The organism is Chryseobacterium suipulveris (assembly GCF_022811685.1).
Classification (GTDB): domain Bacteria; phylum Bacteroidota; class Bacteroidia; order Flavobacteriales; family Weeksellaceae; genus Kaistella; species Kaistella suipulveris.
In genome coordinates this window covers 2,249,544-2,268,422 of sequence record NZ_CP094532.1, presented here as the reverse complement: position 1 = coordinate 2,268,422, position 18,879 = coordinate 2,249,544, and the positions used below count along the sequence as shown (strand labels likewise).

Below are 18,879 nucleotides of genomic sequence, written 5' to 3'. Positions count from 1 at the left end.
TCAAGTTCCGAGTTTCCCTGCTTGCAGCAGGCAAGAAGTTTCAAGTTCGTTTCAGTAGAAGTTTCGGAACTAAAGTTTTGTTTGTTAAAATTATGATGCAATAATAAAGAGAATGTTTATGTAATGAAATAATTATTTTCAAAAAGTTTAAAAAATATTATAATTATATGATATTTAGAAATAATTAAAGGAATGGATTGTTTTTCCACCTATTTTTGGTTAAATTTTTTAAGTTGAGAGAATGTGGAGCTTTTAATAAAGTTTAATACTTCAGTTTATTTTTTGTAAGATCAATTTTAATATTTGCGGGTAGTAAATATTTTTTAAATGAGAATAAATCTATTAGCTTACAGTGTTTTGCTCTTAAGTTTTACACTTGCGACAGGAATCAGCATAAATGCACAGACTGCACCGCTCAATACAAGGTTGATGCAGCTCAATTCTAAGAAGGGCAATATGTTGTCTTGGGTAGAAACTACCGACAGCCATTTGCAGTAGGCACGACGAACTCTTCTGAAATTGGAATTAACGGATTATCGGCAAATCCTGTTGGTTTGGATGATCTTTTTGTTCTGAAATTAGCAGTTTCAGATGGTTCTAATGTATGGGCAAAGACATTCAATGCTGGTAATAAAGGAATTATCACTCCCAGATACGCACATGTAGATTCATCTGAGAACATCTATGTTTACGGTCAGTTTTCCGGTAGCATTAGTGCGGGTAGCACAACGATTGCCTCTACACCAAATGCTCAGTCTTTCCTTCTCAAAATAGACAGCAGCGGTAATGCGGTTTGGGTGAGTCAACTTGCGGGTGATTATTTTTCGGGAAATCCAAAGGTTAAATGCGTTACCGACGGACAGGATACCTTTATAATTTTCAATGCTAAAATCATCATGGCTCCAACAACCAACGACACTGGAAGTAACCGATCTGCAAGCGTATTGTTTTCGGGAACTGGAGTACCATCTAAAACAATCACTGTAACCCAGACATTCATTCTTGGTACGGGAGAGTCTAAAACTTTCATTGCGACGCTTTATCCAAACCCGACATCAGATATCCTGAACATTCAGACGGACCAAAAAATTACAAAAGTCGAGATATACGATCTCAGTGGAAAGATGCTTACCGCAACTGAAAATAATGTGAAGAAAATACAGGTCTCAAACCTTGCAAAAGGATTGTATATCATTAAACTTCAAACAGAGAATGGAATTATAACTTCCAAGTTTATCAAGAATTAAAAGACAAATTGTAATAACAACAAACCCTTTCAGCAATTCCTGAACGGGTTTGTTTTTTTCTCAACCTCAACCTCAACCTTAACCGTAACCTCAACCTATTCAAAAATATTCATCTTCTCATCATAGATCGGGCTTTCTATTCCAAGGAAATTTAAAACGCTGTGGAAAACATGATTTTGGGAAAGATTATTGTTGGGTTTCAGTTTTTTAGAATTTTCGCTTACCCAAACAATGAAGGGGATTTCGATTTGTTCCTTTGGTGCAAAACTCATCGGAACGCCGTGCATATAGAGATTTTTCTCGCCCAATGATTCACCGTGGTCAGAGACAAACATCATCGTGCTTTCAAATCCGTTGAGTTGTTTCAGATCCTCGATGATTTTGTGAAGCAGATAATCAGTATAAACAATCGTGTTGTCGTAAGCATTGATCAGCTCTTCCTGCGAACATTGCCCCAATTCCACACTGTTGCAGACTGGCTTGAAAGTTTCGAATCTCGCAGGATATTTCTTGCTGTAGGTCGGTCCGTGACTTGTACTGGTATGCAAGATGATCAGGAATTTGTCTTTGGTGCTTGAAAGAATCTGCTCTTTGAGATTGGTGAGCAGGATTTCATCGTAGTTGCAGTTGGTTTTACAGTCGCGCGAAAGAACTTCCGTCGTCTGGTAATTTTTGATGTGTACAGGCGGTTCTCCCCAATTGGTGGTGCGCCAAACGACATCTACACCGTTTCTGTCGAGATAATTCGGCAGAATTTCATAGAGATCACCCGTATCTTTGTGTTCGAGAATGCATTTCACTCCCGCCGTTGTGTAGGTTGCACACGAAGTTGCATTAAAATGAAAAACATTCTCCGTTTTGGAAAGAAGCGGGTTGGTGTTTTTTCCGTAACCATAAAGAGAGAAGTTTTGGCTTCTGGCTGATTCACCGATTACCAGTACGACCACCGATTTCTTTTTGTCTTTGATGGTTGCATTTGGAAGCAGGATTTCCTTTTTGTTCTCCTTGTATTTATGGATTTGGAAAAGGGCAGCATTTACCGAATAAGACCACGGCATTGCCAAACCGCCGAGTTGCTTGGAGTTTTTGTCGATCCATAGCCAGTTTGCCGCATTGATGAAAACTGCGACCAACATAAATAGGAGCGTTAAACCAATATTGATGAAAAACCTTTTTACGGTCGGTTTAATGATTTTTGCCTTAATAATATAAATAGAGGGTAGGATTCCAAAAAAGATGACATACGCCACAAATTTCCAGGAGAAGAAACTGCTTGCCTCGCTGTATTTGGTGTTAAAGACATTCCCGATCATACTTTCGTCGATAATCACGCCATAAGTGTTGATGAAATACACCGATATCGAACTGATGATGAAGGTGAGAACCATCAGAAATTTTCCGACAGGTTGTGAAATAAAGAGAAAAAGGTAGTACACAAACGCGTTTGCGACCACCATCAAAATGATTAAGCTCACGATCATTAAAACACCGTTAAAGCTTTTGTAGTCGAGGTTTGTGAAAACGTACTTAAAAAATGGGTAGTGAAAAAGTGCAAAATTAATCACACTCATAATCAGCGAAAAGCGCAGTAAACTGATATTATTTTTGAACATATTTTCGGGTGATTAAAAACAGTGCGACAAGCAGACTGAAAGTGGAACAGTAAAAAACGGGCAAGTTGTTTTCTGTAATTTTAATAATGGTTATGATGGCACAAACCAGGAACAACACCATAAAAATCGGGTAAAATTTTCGGTTGCCGATCCAGCTGAAGATTTTATATTTCCTGCTGATGAAGATTCCTGAAATTCCTGAGATATAGCCGATAATTCCGCCAATGATGGTGTCGAGCGGGTAGTGTGCTCCAACGCCGACTCTGGTGAGAACCAAAACCAATCCTAAGATGATAAACGGGATGAACCAAAAGATTTTTAGAAGAAGTTTTTGCGGCATAAAACCGAACATCAAAACAGTGAGCATCGTGAAAATGGTGATGGAATGTCCCGATGGTAAACTGCTGTGTCCGTTCAACGTTTTGCCGATAATCTCGAAAGTGCTGTTGTCGAAAGCTGCAGCCGGTCGCGGAACGGAAAATAGTTTCTTGAACAGTTGAGAGAAAAGTAAAGAAACCAGTGATGCAGACACTACGGCTTCCCAAATTTTAGGGGCATAAATGACAAAAACCGCCAACAATGAAAGAGAAATCAGCGAGTCGCCGATCTGCGTGAGGTTGAATTCCGTTTCGGGGAATTGTGACAGTTCGCCATTCATGGAATAGAACCAGTCTTTCTGAATGTTGATATAACCCTCTGTGGAAAGCGAATGTTGCGAATAAAGATAAAATGCAATGGCGGCCAACAAAAGCAGAGGCAAAATAAAAAGCGAATATTTCAGCTTGTCATAGTTGTCGGTTACTGTATTGTTCATAAGCATTATTTTGGCCAAATTACAGATTATTGAGTTCTTTCGATCAGCGCCATATAAAATCCGTCGAAACCTTCACTCGGCATTATCTTCTGGTCTTTTACTAACTGGAATTCAGGATTGTTTTTCAGAAAAACTTCAACCTGTTTGTTGTTTTCTGAGGGTAAAATGGAGCAGGTCGCATAAATCATTTTTCCGCCTTTCTTCAACATTTTCGAGTAGTCCTGCAGGATTTGCTGCTGTTCGCCTTTAATTCTGTCGATGAAGTCCTGGTCAATTTTCCATTTGGAGTCGGGGTTTCTCTTCAGCACTCCCAAACCTGAACACGGCGCGTCGATCAGGAGACGGTCTGCTTTTTCGTGAAGCCGCTTGATGACTTTATTGTCTTCGATGAATCGTGTTTCAATATTGTGAGCTCCGGCTCTTTTGGCGCGGCGTTTCAGTTCCGCCAGTTTCCACTCGAAAATATCGAGGGCGATGATTTGTCCCTTGTTTTTCATCAATGCCGCCAAATGCAAAGTTTTTCCACCTGCACCTGCGCAAGCATCTACGACGCGCATTCCTTCCTTCACATCGAGGAATTCGCCGATTTTCTGCGAGGAAGCATCCTGAACTTCAAACAAACCTTCCTTAAAAGCAGAGGTGAGGAACACGTTTTTCTTCTCCTCGAGCTGCACTGCGTCGGGATAGTTTCTGATCTGGAAACTTTGAACGTTTTCTTCCTTCAGTTCTTCCACGAGATGTTTCGGCGTCGTCTTCAAGGTGTTTGCACGAAGGATTGTCGGCGCCTGTTCGTTAAGCGCGTCCATTTCCTTCTCCCAGTTTTTGCCGAGTTCTTTTTCTAAAGTTTCGGCGAGCCAGTCGGGAATCGAGTATTCGATGGCTTTGGTGGGAACGGTTCCTTTCTTGAGTTTAGTCAGAATATCGGCAATCTTGATTCCCTCAAACTCCTCAAATTTTTTGTAATGGGTTTTGCTCCACAGCAGATACGCCAAAATCAACTTGTAGATATTGCCTGGTTTCACGCCTTCTCCCATATAATACTCCAATCGTCTTTTCCAACGGATAATATTATAGAAAATCTCCGAAACCACGGCTCTGTCCTGGCTTCCCCATTTTTTGTGGGATTTCAGGAGCCGCTCGATGACTTTGTCGGCGTATTTATTTTTTTCGAAGAAGGTTTCCTGCAGCGAGTCGTGGATCCCGATCAGGAGGTTGCGGTGGATGAGTTCCATTTGTTATATGCTTTCGGCAGTCGGCAATCAGCTTTCTGCAAATTTCTGCAAAAATAGGGTTTTTGGGTGGAAGTTGGGGCGGGAATTGGAAGGGTAGGAGTTTGCTGGAATTTTGTGTGGAATGTGAAAAAAAGCAAAGCCGCGAGTGGCGGCTTTGGAACGATATGTGAATGATTATTTTTAGTAGTATATTATTTCCCGTTTGGTAGATACGGTTTCGAAAAGGATTTGCAGTGCTTTCTCGTACTGTCCTAAACCAATTAGCGTGTTTCCATAGTTCAGGTAATCGGTTACGAAATGCTTCTTTTCCAGCTTGTTTTCATTAATGGTATTGGTGATTTTCTCGTAATTTTCCAATGCAAGTTGATGGTTTCCTTCGCGGGTCTGCAGATATCCTTTAATGGAGTTTATGGTAAACGTTGTTAGAGGAAAATTTTTGTTCGGCGAAAGGTGCTTTTCAAATTCACCGATTTTTTTGTGGCAAGTTCCGTGTTCCCTTTGATGATGTCGATATACACTGTGTTGACCTTCACAAACTGCGAGTAATCCTCATTATTTTTAAAAGTTTCACCAGCTTTTGCGAGTTCTCTTTTTAGCAGTGCGGTATCTGCTTTTTTCACATAGTGGTACAATAGTGATTTCTGTGTATAAATATCGCTGGGGTTTTTCTTCAGAATATTTTGCAAACTGTCTTGAGTTCTGTCTTTTTGGGCAAATGCATTCACGGAAAGAAGAACCGGCAGCAGAAAATAAAGCAATTTTTTTAATGCTACTCATTGAGGTTTTACATGGCGAACAGGTGGAAATTGATGATGAAATATAAATTTTATTGAGTGTAATTCAAGATTAATTTGTTTCAAGGTAAAATCTACCGTTTTTATAAAATTGTTAACATTTGATTGATGTAATAATTATCTTTTAGATTTCAACTATTGAGGTTATCAACTTTGCCAAAGTTCACGATCAGCGCAATCCCTGCAATCCCCGCAATCTGCGAGAATATAAACTGCAAAGAATTATCTAAATCATTCTTTATTTTAAGATGGCAAAGTCTTATCCGCTAAAGCGAATTGATGAAGCGCGCTAATCAACGGATTTATCCGAAGACTCTTCTCGACTAAAATTTGAATGATGAAAATGAAATCTTTGCGATAAAAGTTTTGAAATCATCATTCGTGCATTAGTGGCAAATAAAATAAGATCAGCGTAATCCCCGCAATCCGCGAGAGAAACCACACAAAATTTCCCCGGTAAACCGAATTATTGAAGCGAGGTTAATCAACGGATTTATCCGCAATCTTTGTTTAACTTTATTTTGAGTCTTGAAAGAAAATCTTTGCGGTTTATTATTTTGGATTTTTCATTCGTGCATTAGTGGCAAGATTATAGTGGCAAAATAATTTCATAATCTCTTTGAAGCGGTTTCCACTAAAATTAAAGTCCTATTTTTGCAAAAAAGAAAAAAATGAGCGACACACTACTTTGCCCGAAATGCCAATCGGAGTTTACTTATGAGCAGGATAATCTGATGGTTTGCTCCCAATGTTTCCAAGAGTGGGATCCAAAGGAGACCGACAGTGCCGAGAAAGTTTTTGATTCAAACGGAAATGAGCTGCAAAATGGCGATTCCGTGACGGTGATTAAAGATTTGCCGGTGAAAGGTGCGCCCAAACCGGTGAAAGCGGGAACAAAGGTGAAGAACATCCGTCTCCGCCCAGATTCCGACCACAATATCGACTGCAAAATCGACGGTTTCGGTTCGATGGCGCTGAAATCTGAATTTGTGAAGAAAGCATAAAAAAACCGAAGTTTTGCTCCGGTTTTCTGTTTTTATTTTCCCTGATAAACTTCCGTGATCTCAATCGGTTGTGCGCCGCATTGAGACATTCTTCTTAATGGTTGGTACGTAATCCAAACTTTTTGGCCGTCTTTCAGTCCCACAATTCTTGAGGTGATGTTCTGAACTTCGTATTGTTGCTGCGACTGATCTTTCAGCAGAAACTGGCATTTGTCTTTCTTAATGGCGGTCATTTCCGTAAATTTTTCCGGACCAGGATTTGTGCTGACTGTGTTCTGCGAAATTGTTGTGCAGGAAAATACTGTAAACAGGGAACACAATATTACTATTTTCATCTCAATAGGTTTTAAAAAAAAGCTGCTGAATTTCTCAGCAGCTTCTTTGGTTAGTATTTCACATTAATTATTTTACCAGAATTTTCTTCGAGAAGTTGTTGGTTCCGTCGGAAAGCTTAACGATGTAAAGTCCTTTCGGAGCATACGACATATCGAATTCTGTAGAGTATTCGCCGGTAGTTTTGTTTAGTCTCTTAACCAAAACTTGTTGTCCTGCACCGTTATACAGGTTCATGTTAACGTTTCCGGTAATGGCTTTGTCTTTCAATATCACTTTGAATTTGTTGTTTCCAACGTTCACTACCTGCACTTTATTGCTATCAACATCGGTTTGGGAAACTGCAAGTACTGCATCGGAACATGGTTCCAGTGACCAGTTTAGTAACTGTCCTCCGTCCCCGTTTGCTTTGTCGGTGATTCTCAGTGTCCAGTTTCCGGTGATTGGTTTTCCGTTGAAAGCAGAAAGTGGTGACTCTGGCTTGAATGTTCCCGTAAAAGGAGGGGTTCCAGAAGAAATGGCAGTTGTAGCATCGTCATCAAAAATGGTATTCGTGTAGTTGTCTCCAGAAGAACCTCTTCTGTTGGCAAGCATTACCTCGGTATTGTCTGGTCCGATTAATTTCATTTCAACATCTCCAACCCAGGTGTGTGTAAGGTTCACTTTTACTTTAACCTTAGTAATATTACCAATACCGGTTTGGCTGATTACTGAATTCGTTACCACACCGGAACCTGGTCCAATCGGGTATTGGGTATTATTGGTAGAGGTGTAGCAAGCAGAATTCACAACCGTTTTGCTGATCTCGTCATTGGTTGGAACAGAATCATTTGGTAGCATCGTTTTCGCGGTCACATTGTAGGATTTGATCTGCGAGAAATTAAACGGTGCAGTGAAAGTGTAATCAAATGTTCCACCTGCAGGAATCGGGGTTGTGATGGTTTCGTTCACCCATGATCCGCCGTCCACATTATAAGCAACAGGAAGACTGGTAATGGTTTGTGTTCCTTTGTTGGAAACTTTCACCTTGATCGGTTGTGAGTTCAGGAATCCGCCGGAAACTGGAGCTGTGATTTCGTCCATGCTCGCATCCCATTGGAAGACGTGAGTTACGTTTTTAGTAATACCATTATTGGTAAGGTCTTCGTCACCTGCGAGAGAAGTTTCCGCCGCGATTGCATAAGTCTGTCCTTCAGTGCTGAGATTTGCTTTTGCAGTAAAGGTATAGTCAACAGTTGCAGCTGGCGCGATAGTTCCTGTATAGGTTTCTGTGGCAATTGTGGCACCATTAACTTTGAACGAAACCGGAATGTTAGATTGTGGGTTTTCACCGAAATTATAGATTTTAACTTTTACAGTTTCAGCATTGGTTAAAGCTCCGGTTACCGGAGTATCAATACTCACCACGCCTACATCTTTCAAATAGTTAGGCGCGATCTTGAAAACACCGATCACGTTTTTTCTGCCGTTATTCATGTATTCGGTGTCGTACCACATCGTCTTGTTGTCGGATGGGTCGATGTCGATTTTTGAGTAGTCACCATATCTTCCTCCAGGAATATTTGCGTTTCCTTCTTTGATGATGGTTTCAGCAATAGTCATTGTTCCAAGTGGATCATTGGCTTTTCGGCCAGTATAGTAGGAACCGACAAACTTATTTGCTGTTCCGCCCATTGCGGTATATCCCATACCGATATTTCCCTGCATATCCATAATCAAACTTGCGTTCCATGCATGTTTTCCTGCGGCTGCAGTATAGGTTCCTTCTTGATAGAGCGACCAAGGTTGTCCGTCTCCCGACTGTCGAAGTTCAATCCATCTGATTCCCGCTCTTTTTGCGGCAGAGGCATCTGTGTCAACCACGAAATTGAATACTGCGGAGTTATGGGTCGCAAATTTTCTGAACTGCGCCTGATTCATGATAGTTGCCTGAAGCGCATCAATCGTTGCTCCTCCATTCGGCTGCACCAAATTATAAAAACTTCCTCCGTCAAAAACACCAATAAAAGGTTGGATGTTAATCTGAACTGGTTGAGAAATGGTCGAACTCGCTGGAGTTGCCCAGTTTACATTAAGATTCCATAATTTGATATGATCCTGCGATACTCCGCTCCAAGCATCATCCTGCATATAGACTACAGGCACATTTCCTGGAGACGGTGCGTTGGTATCAGAAAGTGTCAGAAATTGTGGGCTGAAAAATCCTGAAGTTACGATTCCCGGTAAAGGAAACGCAAGGATTTTTGCTGCCGGATCACCTGCAAGCATTTTTTCTCTTTCGAAAGCATAAATCTTGTTGGTTGATGAGGTGTTGTCTGTCATATAATATCCGTCGCTCCACACAGAAAGTTTCTGGTAGTCGTTCACTGCCGAATACTGGTAAACATTCCATTGAGTAGTTACAGGATTGCTGGTTTTCGAAACAGCAACATAAGCACCATTTCCAAGAAGCGATACAACCCATCTTTGAGCAACATGGTCATAAGAAGCAGTAAGGTCGCAGCACCCGTTGGTTCCGAAAATGTTTGATGGGGTCAATTGACCGGTCAAAGCAGTTCCGTTTTTGTCATAAATAATGAAACCGGTGTTGAATACCACAAATACGTGATCGGGTCCCACTGCTAAGGCAGGGTCTGTTGGTTGCGAAGTAGAAGCAGCCGCATCAAAAACAAGACTTGGCGTTTTTCCGGGGATCTTTCCTTCAAGTTCGTGACGGTTCAGTACGAAATGGTCGTCAGTTTTCTGCGGGTCTTTTCCCGGTACGATTTCGTGTTTGTAGAAACGTCGGTCTTTCATTTCTTTTTCCACACTCACGAAGACCTCAGGATTCTTCAGCGTGGAAATTGCGGGAGCAACAAACATTTTGTCGGCAGTACCGATGAAGGTTGGTCCCTTTGCATCTTGCGCGCTGAACAAAGCAACCGTGAGGAATGCAGCGAGCGTTAGCAGACGGTAAAATTTTGTTTTCATAGAAATATTTTGGGTTAAATTAAAGTGCTCTAAATTACGGTTTTTTTTCAAAAGTTCATGATTTTTTATGCTTTAAAATATAAAGCAAATCAAAAAACAGCAGAAAACACAATGGTTTAGCACAGTTCTTTAGGAAATAAAAAAAAAGGAAAGATTTGGACAGGGTTCCATTTCTAAAGACTGGTTGTCGAGTGCATCGAGCTAATTTCGTCTTAAAGGCAGAAAGAGAATTAACCAAAAATTTCCTTATTTGGGAGGAATAAAGATACAAATATTTTTCGATTTTCAAAAAAGAAATCCAATTTTATTTGAACAAAAGATGTACAGAATCTTTCAGTTGATGTTCGCTAAAAACAGTCAAGGTTTTGCCGTTTGCCGAAATCTTGTTCCAATAGTGGTTTCCGCCGAATCTGCTTTCAACAACTTCAGCTTTAAGCCCGTTTTCTGCAATTTTGATTTCGGTAGGGAAGTAGAAGCTTTTCTCGACTCCAAATGCTTTCTTTTCTTCATCGTTAAAAACATTCACCTCGCCGAAAAGCCGTGCTACATATTCGTTGTACGGATTTCGGTACGTTTCTTCCGGGGCGTCGTTTTGGATTAATCTTCCATCCTGCAGCACCACGATTTGGTCCAGCCACGGCATCACTTCCTGAATTTCGTGAGTGGAGATGATTAATGAAATTTTCTTTTCCTTCACATACTTAAAAAGCCGTTCGCGAAGTTCAACTTTCCGCGAATAATCGATATTGCTGAAAGGTTCGTCCAGCAAAAGAAGTTTCGGCATCACCGAAAGAGCGCGCGCAATCGAAACCCGTTGCTGTTGCCCGCCGCTCAGATATTTTGGGAGCACATTTTCATATTCCGTCAAACCCACCACTTCCAGAAGTTCTTTCACGGTTTGCTTTTTTTCGTCCAAATTAATATTCGAAAGAAACTTTCCGACATTTTCTGCAACGGTTGCATACGGCATCAAATCATAATTCTGGGCCACAAGTTTCATCCCGCTTTCTCCCGGAACGATGTTTTTCTTCGGGCCGAAAAGCTTTTGTCCATCAAAGATAATCTCTCCTTTTCCCCAATCGAGCAAGCCATAAATCAAGCTGATTAATGTCGATTTTCCGCATCCGCTTTCACCGGCAAGTGCAATGGTTTTTCCTTCATCAATCCTTAAATTGAGATTTTGAAAAAGCGGCTTCTCTTCAGAATACGAAAAAAATAAATGGCTGATTTCTAAAAGCATCCTGCAAAAATAAGATATTTACGGTTAATTCGGTTTTTTTTGTTATTTTAGCGACTGTTATAAAACTTTGTTCCTGATGAAAAAAATAATTTCAACAACTGCGCTTTCAGCATTAATTGCAGGCGGTGTTCTCATTTCTTGCGGTAAAGACAAACCTGTGACCAGCGAAACCACTGAAGTTACCACGACAACCGAAGGTAGCGGTTACGTAATCGATACGCTCAACAGCAAAATCGAGTGGAAAGGTTATAAAGTCGTGAAAAGTGATAATACAAGCCATTTCGGTACGATCAAGTTTGAAAGCGGCGACATCACCGTGAAAGATGGAAAACTCGAAAGCGGAAAATTCGTGGCAGATATGGCTTCGCTCGAAAATGTCGATATGAAGGATGATGCGGAACAAAAAGCAAAACTCGAAGGCCACCTGAAAAGTGGCGACTTCTTCGAGGTAGAAAAATTCCCGACCGCTTCCTACGAAATTACCAAGGTGACCAACAATGATACTGGTGATTATAACACAACTTTAGACGGAAATTTGACGATCAAGGGGATTACTAAACCTGTGCAGTTTAATGCCAACGTTTCCGTGAAAGAAGGCGAAGTGAGCATCGCAACAGAACCGAAAGACATCAACCGCGAAGAGTTTGGGGTGAAATTCCAGATGCCGGTAGCAAACGGTGTCATCAAAGATGAGGTGAATGTGCAGATCCTGATCAAGGCGATGGAAAAGAAATAGAAAGAATTAGTTAAGTTAATATTGATGTGAATCCATCTCGTTTTTTATGGGGCGGATTTTTTATTGAAAAAAAACTCGGGTCACCGCAGAGAACTGAGAATTGCGTTCTAAATAAACCTAAATTTGCTCCTTTTAGGGTCGGGGTAATCAAATTTAGGTTTATTTAGAAAATCGAAAATTTAATAAAGTTTGGAATATGTTACAGAAGGATTAAAGCAATATTTCTAAATACAAATCATCCAAAAAATCACTAAATTTGCACACTTACCAAATGCTGACAGCAGTTCCGATAATTATCGGAAGCCGACAGCAGAAAGCAATAGATATGACTTCACAACAGATACGCCAGCAATTTTTAGATTACTTTAAAGAAAAAGGACACCAGATTGTACCTTCCGCACCGATTGGTCTGAAAGACGATCCAACGCTGATGTTCTCCAATTCGGGGATGACGCAATTCAAGGATTACTTCCTGGGTTACAAAGAACCGTCCAGTGTTCGCATTGCCGACACGCAGAAATGTCTCCGCGTTTCGGGGAAACACAACGATTTGGATGATGTAGGTCGCGATACCTATCACCACACGATGTTTGAAATGTTGGGGAATTGGTCTTTCGGAGATTATTTCAAAAAAGAGGCGATCGAATTTGCTTGGCAGCTGTTGACGGAAGTTTACAAAATCCCAAAAGAAAACCTGTATGTGACGATCTTTGAAGGAGACGCTGCTGAAAATCTCGAAAGAGATTCCGATGCCTACAATTTCTGGAAGGAACATATCGCCGAAAACCGCATCATTAACGGAAATAAAAAAGATAATTTCTGGGAAATGGGCGAAAGCGGTCCTTGCGGTCCATGTTCCGAAATCCACGTGGATCTGCGTTCGGAAGAAGAAAAAGCAAAAATCTCCGGTCTGGATTTGGTCAATAACGACCATCCGCAAGTGGTGGAAATCTGGAACCTCGTATTTATGGAGTTCAACAGAAAAGCAGACGGATCGCTCGAAAAACTCCCGAAACAGCACGTCGATACAGGAATGGGATTTGAGCGTCTTTGTATGGCATTACAGGGAAAAAAATCAAATTACGATACCGACGTTTTCACCCCTTTAATTTCAAAAGTGGAGGAACTTTCGGGCAAGAAATACGAAGGGATTTTAGAAAACGAAAAAGACATCGCGATCCGAGTCGTGGTCGATCATATTCGTGCCATTGCTTTTGCAATTGCCGATGGACAGCTTCCTTCGAACGGTGGAGCAGGTTACGTGATCCGCAGAATTCTTCGTCGCGCGATTTCGTATTCCTATCGATTTTTGGGGATGAAGGAGCCGTTTCTTTATGAACTTGTCGCTGTCCTTAAAAATGAGATGGGAACATTTTTCCCAGAACTCATTAAACAAGAGAAATTAGTGACCGAAGTGATTAAGGAAGAAGAAACCTCATTCCTGAAAACCATTGAACACGGTCTGAAAAGAATCGACCTCATTATTAATGAAACCATTGCAAAAGGGGAGAAGACACTCCCTGGAACTGAGGTTTTCGAACTCTACGATACTTACGGTTTTCCTGCGGATTTGTCGCGGATCATTGCAGAAGAAAAGCAGTTAACCGTGGATGAAAAAGGTTTCGACGAGGAGATGGAAAAGCAGAAACAGCGATCCAAAAAATCTTCCGCACAGAAAGTGTACGATTGGGAAATTCTCGAAGAAAAACCAGAAATCTTCGTCGGCTACGACCAAACCGAAGTGGAAACCTATATCACCAGATATCGAAAAATCGAGAACAAAGACGGCGAGTTTTACCAGATCGTTTTGGCGAAATCTCCGTTCTATCCAGAAGGTGGTGGACAAATCGGCGACCGCGGAATCCTCATTCCAAGTTATACCGAAGGTTTCGACATCGCGAATCCAAGTGTTTTCGATGTGACGAACTGTTCGGATATCATCGAAGTTTTAGACACAAAAAAAGAAAACAACCTGATTGTTTCTTTGATCAAAGAGTTGCCGAAAGATGCGGGTGTCGTTTTCTTTGCGAAGGTGAATCACGCCGACAGAAAAAATACCCAGGCAAACCATTCCGTGACGCATTTGCTGCACGAAGCGCTGCGTGAAGTTTTGGGAACCCATGTTGAGCAGAAAGGTTCTTTCGTGGGCCCCGATTATCTGCGTTTCGACTTCTCGCATTTCTCGAAAATGAGCGAGGACGAACTGAAGTTGGTAGAGAATAAGGTGAATTCCAAAATCAAGGAAAATATTTCGTTGGAGGAATTCCGTGATTTGCCGATTGCCGAAGCTACTGAGAAAGGCGCGATGATGCTTTTCGGTGAAAAATACGGAGACAAAGTGCGAATGATCCAGTTTGGAAGCTCAAAAGAACTTTGCGGAGGAACCCACGTGAAATCAACAGGCGAAATCGGACATTTCAAAATTCAGACTGAAAGTTCCACTGCAGCGGGAATCCGCCGAATCGAGGCGATTTCTGGGGACAAGTCTTCGGAGTATTTTATTAATCTTGAGAACCAGCTGAAAGAAATTTCATCTTTATTAAAGTCTAAAGATCTCGCGAAATCGGTTGAGAAACTATTGGAGGAAAACACCTCGTTGAAATCCGAAATCGAATCCCTAAAAGCGGAAAAGACAAAATCCCAAACCGCAAACTGGAAAAACGAATTTACAGAAAGCGGAGATAAAAAACTGTTGATTAAAAAAGTTTCCTTAGATGCGGGAAGCGTGAAAGACATCGTGTTCCAGCTGAAAAAAGAAGTCCCGACTTCGATAACTGTAATCATTTCCGATGCGGGAGAAAAGCCGATGATCACTGTAGGAGTTTCCGATGATCTGGACGGAAAATACCACGCCGGAAATATTGTAAAAGAACTGGCTAAAGAAATCCAGGGCGGTGGCGGCGGAAATCCTGGCTTCGCAACTGCGGGTGGGAAAAATCTGTCGGGAATTGATGCAGCGGTAGCAAAAGCGTTGGAACTGTAATCAAATAATCTTCAAGGATTCTAAATCTTTGAAGGTTATAAATAATAAAAAATCCCGCTTCGAAGCGGGATTTCTATGTTTAGGGAATTAATTATCCTTCGTTGTTTGCACCTTCAGGTTTTTGTCCCTCGTTGTTTTGAGGGCGATCCTGTCTTTCAGGTCGGTCCTGTCTTGGTTTTCCTTCTGGTCTTGGTGGTCTTGGTAAAAGTACTTTTCTTGAAAGTTTCATTTTCTTACGGTCGTCGTAACCCATAAATTTCACTTCCACTTCGTCGCCTTCTTTATAAGGAACTTTGTCTAATCTTTTCCATTCGATTTCAGAAATGTGAAGAAGACCTTCGGTTCCTTTAGCGATTGCTACGAATGCACCGAAGTCCATCACTTTCACCACTTTTCCTTTATAAACTTCACCTACAACCGGAACGAAAGTAATTTCATTAATTGCAGCGATGGTTGCATTGATGCTTTCTCTGCTTACACCGGAAATTTCGATTCTTCCAATCTCGCCGATTTCTTCGATTGCAATTACGGTATCGAAATCTTTCTGCATCTGCTGGATGATTTTTCCACCAGGTCCGATCACTGCACCGATGAAGTCTTTCGGGATTTCCAGAACTTCCATTTTCGGAGCGTGCGGTTTCACGTCGGCTCTTGGTTTGTCGATGGTTTTCAGGATTTCACCAAGGATGTGGAGACGGCCTTCTTTTGCCTGGTTCAAAGCGGTGGTCATAATATCCATCGTCAATCCCTGGATTTTGATGTCCATTTGGCAAGCCGTGATTCCGTCCGCAGTTCCGGTCACTTTGAAGTCCATATCTCCAAGGTGGTCTTCGTCACCAAGAATATCAGAAAGTACGGTGAATTTGCCCGACTTCGGATCGGTAATCAATCCCATCGCGATTCCGGAAACCGGTTTCTTGATCTGGATTCCCGCGTCCATCAAAGCCAAAGTTCCTGCACAAACTGTCGCCATTGACGATGAACCGTTCGATTCCAAAATATCGGAAACAACACGAACTGTGTATGGGTTTTCTTCAGGAATCATATTCTGGAGTGCTCTCTGAGCAAGGTTTCCGTGACCAACTTCTCTTCTTGAAGTTCCTCTCAATGGTCTTGCTTCACCGGTTGAGAACGGAGGGAAGTTGTAGTGGAGGAAGAATTTCTCGTCGTGTTGGGAAGCTACCGAATCCACCATATTTGCATCTTTAATGGAACCTAAAGTTACTGCTGTCAACGATTGCGTTTCACCTCTGGTGAAAATTGCAGAACCGTGAGCTCCCGGAAGATAGTCGATTTCTGACCAGATCGGGCGGATTGTTTGCGGGTCACGTCCATCCAGACGGATTTTGTCGTTCAGGATCATTTGGCGCATCGCCTCTTTTTCTACGTCGTGGTAGTAGATTTTCGCGAATGGCTCAACTTCGGCTCTTTCTTCTTCAGAATATTGTGAAAGGAATTCCTCCAGAACCGCTGCGAAGTTGTCGTGTCTTTCTTCTTTTGCAGATGGGGTTTTTGCTACAGCATAAACTTTATCATAAGTTTCTCTCCAAACTTTTTCGCGGATTTCCTCGTTGTGTTCTTCGTGCGAGTACTCTCTTTTTGGGAACGCTTTCCCAACTCTTTCCGCCAATCTTTCCTGAGCGGCGATCTGAACTTTGATTTCGTCGTGGGCATATTGGATGGCTTCGATCATTTCCTGCTCAGAAACTTCGTCCATAATTCCTTCTACCATTACGATTGAGTCTTTTGTTGCTCCGACCATAATATCGAGGTCCGCCAATTTCAGGTTTTCAAAACTTGGGTTTACGGAAAGCTGTCCGTCGATTCTTACCACTCTTACTTCAGACATCGGTCCGTTGAAAGGAATGTCGGTAATTGCGATCGCAGCAGAAGCGGCTAATCCAGCCAAATCTTCCGGCATTGCTTCTTTGTCATAAGAAATCAGGGAAATCATCACCTGAACTTCAGCGTGGAAATCTTCAGGGAAAAGCGGTCGAAGAACTCTGTCCACCAATCTCATCGTTAAGATTTCTTCGTCGGAAGGTCTTGCTTCTCTTCTGAAGAAATTTCCAGGGATTTTTCCCCCTGCGTAGAATTTTTCTCTGTAATCAACCGTAAGTGGAAGGAAATCCACCCCCGGATTTGCGTCTTTGTTGGCTACAACAGTTGCTAAAAGCATTGTTCCGCCACATTTTACGACTACTGAACCGTTCGCTTGTTTCGCGAGACGTCCAGTCTCAATGGAGATTTCTCTCCCGTCTTTTAATTGAAATTTTTCAATAATTGCTTGTGGAGCATTCATAAAATTGTTTCGTCTAAGCACTCCGTATTGAGTGCGGTTAATATTTAATCTCTTTAAATTTTCGTGGGCAAAGATACGGAAAAATCTTGGTTTAGCCGACGGTGGTTTGAAGGAGTTTGAGTTGGTTTGAGTTCGTTTGGATTGCTTTGACGTTGTTTGAGATTTTCAGGTTCGATTGTTAGTTATGGCATAATATTGGAATCTTCGTTCATAAATCATTAAAAAATATTATTATGGGAATTTTATGGACACTTATTATCGGAGCCATCGCAGGTTGGCTTGGTGCACAAATTTTTAAAGGCGGAAGTCTTGGATTAATCGGAAATATCGTAGTAGGAATCGTGGGTGGTTTTATCGGATATTGGTTGTTAGGAACCACTTTCGGTACAGAAATTATCGGTCAGATTCTTACAGGAGCAGTTGGCTCAATTGTTTTGCTCGCAATCGTGAATTTATTTACGAGAGGTAAGGCAGTTTAATCTTAATAAAATTAAAACCTAACAAGTTTTTGAAACTTGTTAGGTTTATAAAAAAAAGCAACCCATTTCTGAGTTGCTTTTTTCAATTCTTTCGGAAGATTATTTTCTCAAACCAAGTTCAGCGATAATCGCTCTGTAACGGTTGATATCTTTGTTTTTAAGATAATCCAACAGTCTTTTTCTTTTACCTACCAGTTTCACCAAAGATTTTTCAGTGTTGAAATCTTTTTGGTTCTTTTTAAGGTGTTGGGATAAGTGGTTGATTCTGAAGGTGAAAAGGGCAACTTGTCCTTCCGCGCTTCCTGTGTCTGCATCAGACTTTCCGTGTTTTGCGAAGATTTCTTTCTTCTTGTCGGTTGTTAAGTACATTCCAATATTATTTAATGATTATTATGTAACGGGTGCAAAAGTACAACTATTTTTTTAATCTCGAAAAACTTTGTCGGTTAAGTTTTTAAAGCCACAGAAAATTGTGTTAAAAAAATCTTAAAATTTTCTTTGAAAATCCGCTGAATGGCAGTATTTTTGCAACAATACAGAATAATGAAAAAAAACTATTTCCTTCCTATACTTTCAGTTCTGATCCTTGCTGTTTTTACCGGTTGTCATCCGGCAAAAGCACAGGGTATTTTCAACAGGGACGCGAAGGTTCAGAAGGTGATTTACTTCAATCCTGAAGTTTTCCCCGACATTCCGGAAATTCAGGAACCTACCTATTCTTCATTTTTTTCTGCAGTTTCAGACCAGGTCGCAAAATTCAGGAATTACCGAATGCTCAGAGTTGACGCCAATATTCCTTTTGATTCCTCCGAAGTTCAGTCCATCAGAGAATTTTGTGAAAATAATAACGCAGATTTGGCGGTGGTTCCCAAAGTGAAGTTCTTCAAAGTGGGATTGGGGAAATATGTTTTCTCGAACCAGGTCGTGGTGAGTTTGAAACTGTACGACGCAAAAGGCAATTTCATCACCGAAACCGATTACGACACCTACAGAAAAAATGCGCGACTTTTAGGTTCCGCCGAGAACTCCATTAAAATCGGTACAAACGGTGCCATGAAAAATCTTGGAAAAAATTTGCGGAAAATCCGAAAAGATATCGTACCGCCAATCGAGAATTAACGATGCTTTAACT

At 41.2% G+C, this 18,879-nt stretch carries 17 protein-coding genes; 7 read left to right on the top strand and 10 right to left on the bottom strand.

Annotated elements, in window-relative coordinates; translation table 11 throughout:
* Nucleotides 1–327: 327 nt before the first annotated feature.
* Both MTP09_RS10630 and MTP09_RS10625 read left to right on the top strand, forming a co-directional pair.
* Entirely contained in the window at nt 328–498 is a 171-nt protein-coding gene (locus MTP09_RS10630) for a hypothetical protein (RefSeq protein WP_243548383.1), read from the top strand.
* Nucleotides 465–1,247, top strand: a complete 783-nt coding sequence (locus tag MTP09_RS10625) for a T9SS type A sorting domain-containing protein (RefSeq protein ID WP_243548382.1) — start codon at nt 465–467, stop codon at nt 1,245–1,247. The genes MTP09_RS10630 and MTP09_RS10625 overlap by 34 nt, the downstream gene beginning before the upstream one ends.
* Before the next feature lie 95 nt (nt 1,248–1,342).
* Here the strand turns inward: MTP09_RS10625 and eptA are convergent, their stop codons facing one another.
* The 5 genes from eptA to MTP09_RS10600 form a co-directional block, all read right to left on the bottom strand.
* Nucleotides 1,343–2,860, bottom strand: a complete 1,518-nt coding sequence (gene eptA, locus MTP09_RS10620) for a phosphoethanolamine--lipid A transferase EptA (RefSeq protein WP_243548381.1) — start codon at nt 2,858–2,860, stop codon at nt 1,343–1,345.
* A complete protein-coding gene (locus MTP09_RS10615; protein ID WP_243548380.1) occupies nt 2,847–3,680 on the bottom strand; it encodes a phosphatase PAP2 family protein in 834 nt (277 codons plus the stop codon). The genes eptA and MTP09_RS10615 overlap by 14 nt, the downstream gene beginning before the upstream one ends.
* 20 nt (nt 3,681–3,700) lie before the next feature.
* Nucleotides 3,701–4,906 (bottom strand): RsmB/NOP family class I SAM-dependent RNA methyltransferase, encoded by a 1,206-nt coding sequence (locus tag MTP09_RS10610; protein ID WP_243548379.1) that lies wholly within the window; start codon nt 4,904–4,906, stop codon nt 3,701–3,703.
* 180 nt (nt 4,907–5,086) lie between these two features.
* Complete coding sequence (locus tag MTP09_RS10605; RefSeq protein ID WP_243548378.1) at nt 5,087–5,263, bottom strand: hypothetical protein; 177 nt, start codon at nt 5,261–5,263, stop codon at nt 5,087–5,089.
* Between the two features lie 65 nt (nt 5,264–5,328).
* A complete protein-coding gene (locus MTP09_RS10600) occupies nt 5,329–5,664 on the bottom strand; it encodes a hypothetical protein (RefSeq protein WP_243548377.1) in 336 nt (111 codons plus the stop codon).
* Between the two features lie 707 nt (nt 5,665–6,371).
* On the opposite strand from MTP09_RS10600, the gene MTP09_RS10595 reads away from it, so the two are divergent.
* Nucleotides 6,372–6,704, top strand: coding sequence for a zinc ribbon domain-containing protein YjdM (locus MTP09_RS10595; RefSeq protein WP_243548376.1), 333 nt, complete (start codon nt 6,372–6,374; stop codon nt 6,702–6,704).
* A gap of 32 nt (nt 6,705–6,736) precedes the next feature.
* Here MTP09_RS10595 and MTP09_RS10590 read toward each other — a convergent pair whose 3' ends face one another.
* The 3 genes from MTP09_RS10590 to MTP09_RS10580 form a co-directional block, all read right to left on the bottom strand.
* Entirely contained in the window at nt 6,737–7,039 is a 303-nt protein-coding gene (locus MTP09_RS10590) for a hypothetical protein (RefSeq protein WP_243548375.1), read from the bottom strand.
* 67 nt (nt 7,040–7,106) lie between these two features.
* Entirely contained in the window at nt 7,107–10,007 is a 2,901-nt protein-coding gene (locus tag MTP09_RS10585) for a proprotein convertase P-domain-containing protein (RefSeq protein ID WP_243548374.1), read from the bottom strand.
* A gap of 304 nt (nt 10,008–10,311) precedes the next feature.
* Nucleotides 10,312–11,247 (bottom strand): sulfate/molybdate ABC transporter ATP-binding protein, encoded by a 936-nt coding sequence (locus MTP09_RS10580; RefSeq protein ID WP_243548373.1) that lies wholly within the window; start codon nt 11,245–11,247, stop codon nt 10,312–10,314.
* Nucleotides 11,248–11,323: 76 nt separating this feature from the next.
* Between MTP09_RS10580 and MTP09_RS10575 the strand changes: the two genes are divergently transcribed.
* Together MTP09_RS10575 and alaS are read left to right on the top strand one after the other, a co-directional pair.
* Complete coding sequence (locus MTP09_RS10575) at nt 11,324–11,983, top strand: YceI family protein (RefSeq protein ID WP_243548372.1); 660 nt, start codon at nt 11,324–11,326, stop codon at nt 11,981–11,983.
* Nucleotides 11,984–12,308: 325 nt separating this feature from the next.
* Nucleotides 12,309–14,966 (top strand): alanine--tRNA ligase, encoded by a 2,658-nt coding sequence (gene alaS / locus MTP09_RS10570; RefSeq protein WP_243551646.1) that lies wholly within the window; start codon nt 12,309–12,311, stop codon nt 14,964–14,966.
* A gap of 91 nt (nt 14,967–15,057) precedes the next feature.
* Here the strand turns inward: alaS and MTP09_RS10565 are convergent, their stop codons facing one another.
* Nucleotides 15,058–17,268, bottom strand: a complete 2,211-nt coding sequence (locus tag MTP09_RS10565; RefSeq protein WP_243548371.1) for a polyribonucleotide nucleotidyltransferase — start codon at nt 17,266–17,268, stop codon at nt 15,058–15,060.
* Between the two features lie 233 nt (nt 17,269–17,501).
* On the opposite strand from MTP09_RS10565, the gene MTP09_RS10560 reads away from it, so the two are divergent.
* Nucleotides 17,502–17,747 (top strand): GlsB/YeaQ/YmgE family stress response membrane protein, encoded by a 246-nt coding sequence (locus MTP09_RS10560; protein WP_243548370.1) that lies wholly within the window; start codon nt 17,502–17,504, stop codon nt 17,745–17,747.
* A gap of 99 nt (nt 17,748–17,846) precedes the next feature.
* Here the strand turns inward: MTP09_RS10560 and rpsO are convergent, their stop codons facing one another.
* Nucleotides 17,847–18,116, bottom strand: coding sequence for a 30S ribosomal protein S15 (gene rpsO / locus MTP09_RS10555; protein WP_243548369.1), 270 nt, complete (start codon nt 18,114–18,116; stop codon nt 17,847–17,849).
* Nucleotides 18,117–18,260: 144 nt separating this feature from the next.
* Between rpsO and MTP09_RS10550 the strand changes: the two genes are divergently transcribed.
* A complete protein-coding gene (locus tag MTP09_RS10550) occupies nt 18,261–18,866 on the top strand; it encodes a pyruvate decarboxylase (RefSeq protein ID WP_243548368.1) in 606 nt (201 codons plus the stop codon).
* Nucleotides 18,867–18,879 lie beyond the last annotated feature (13 nt).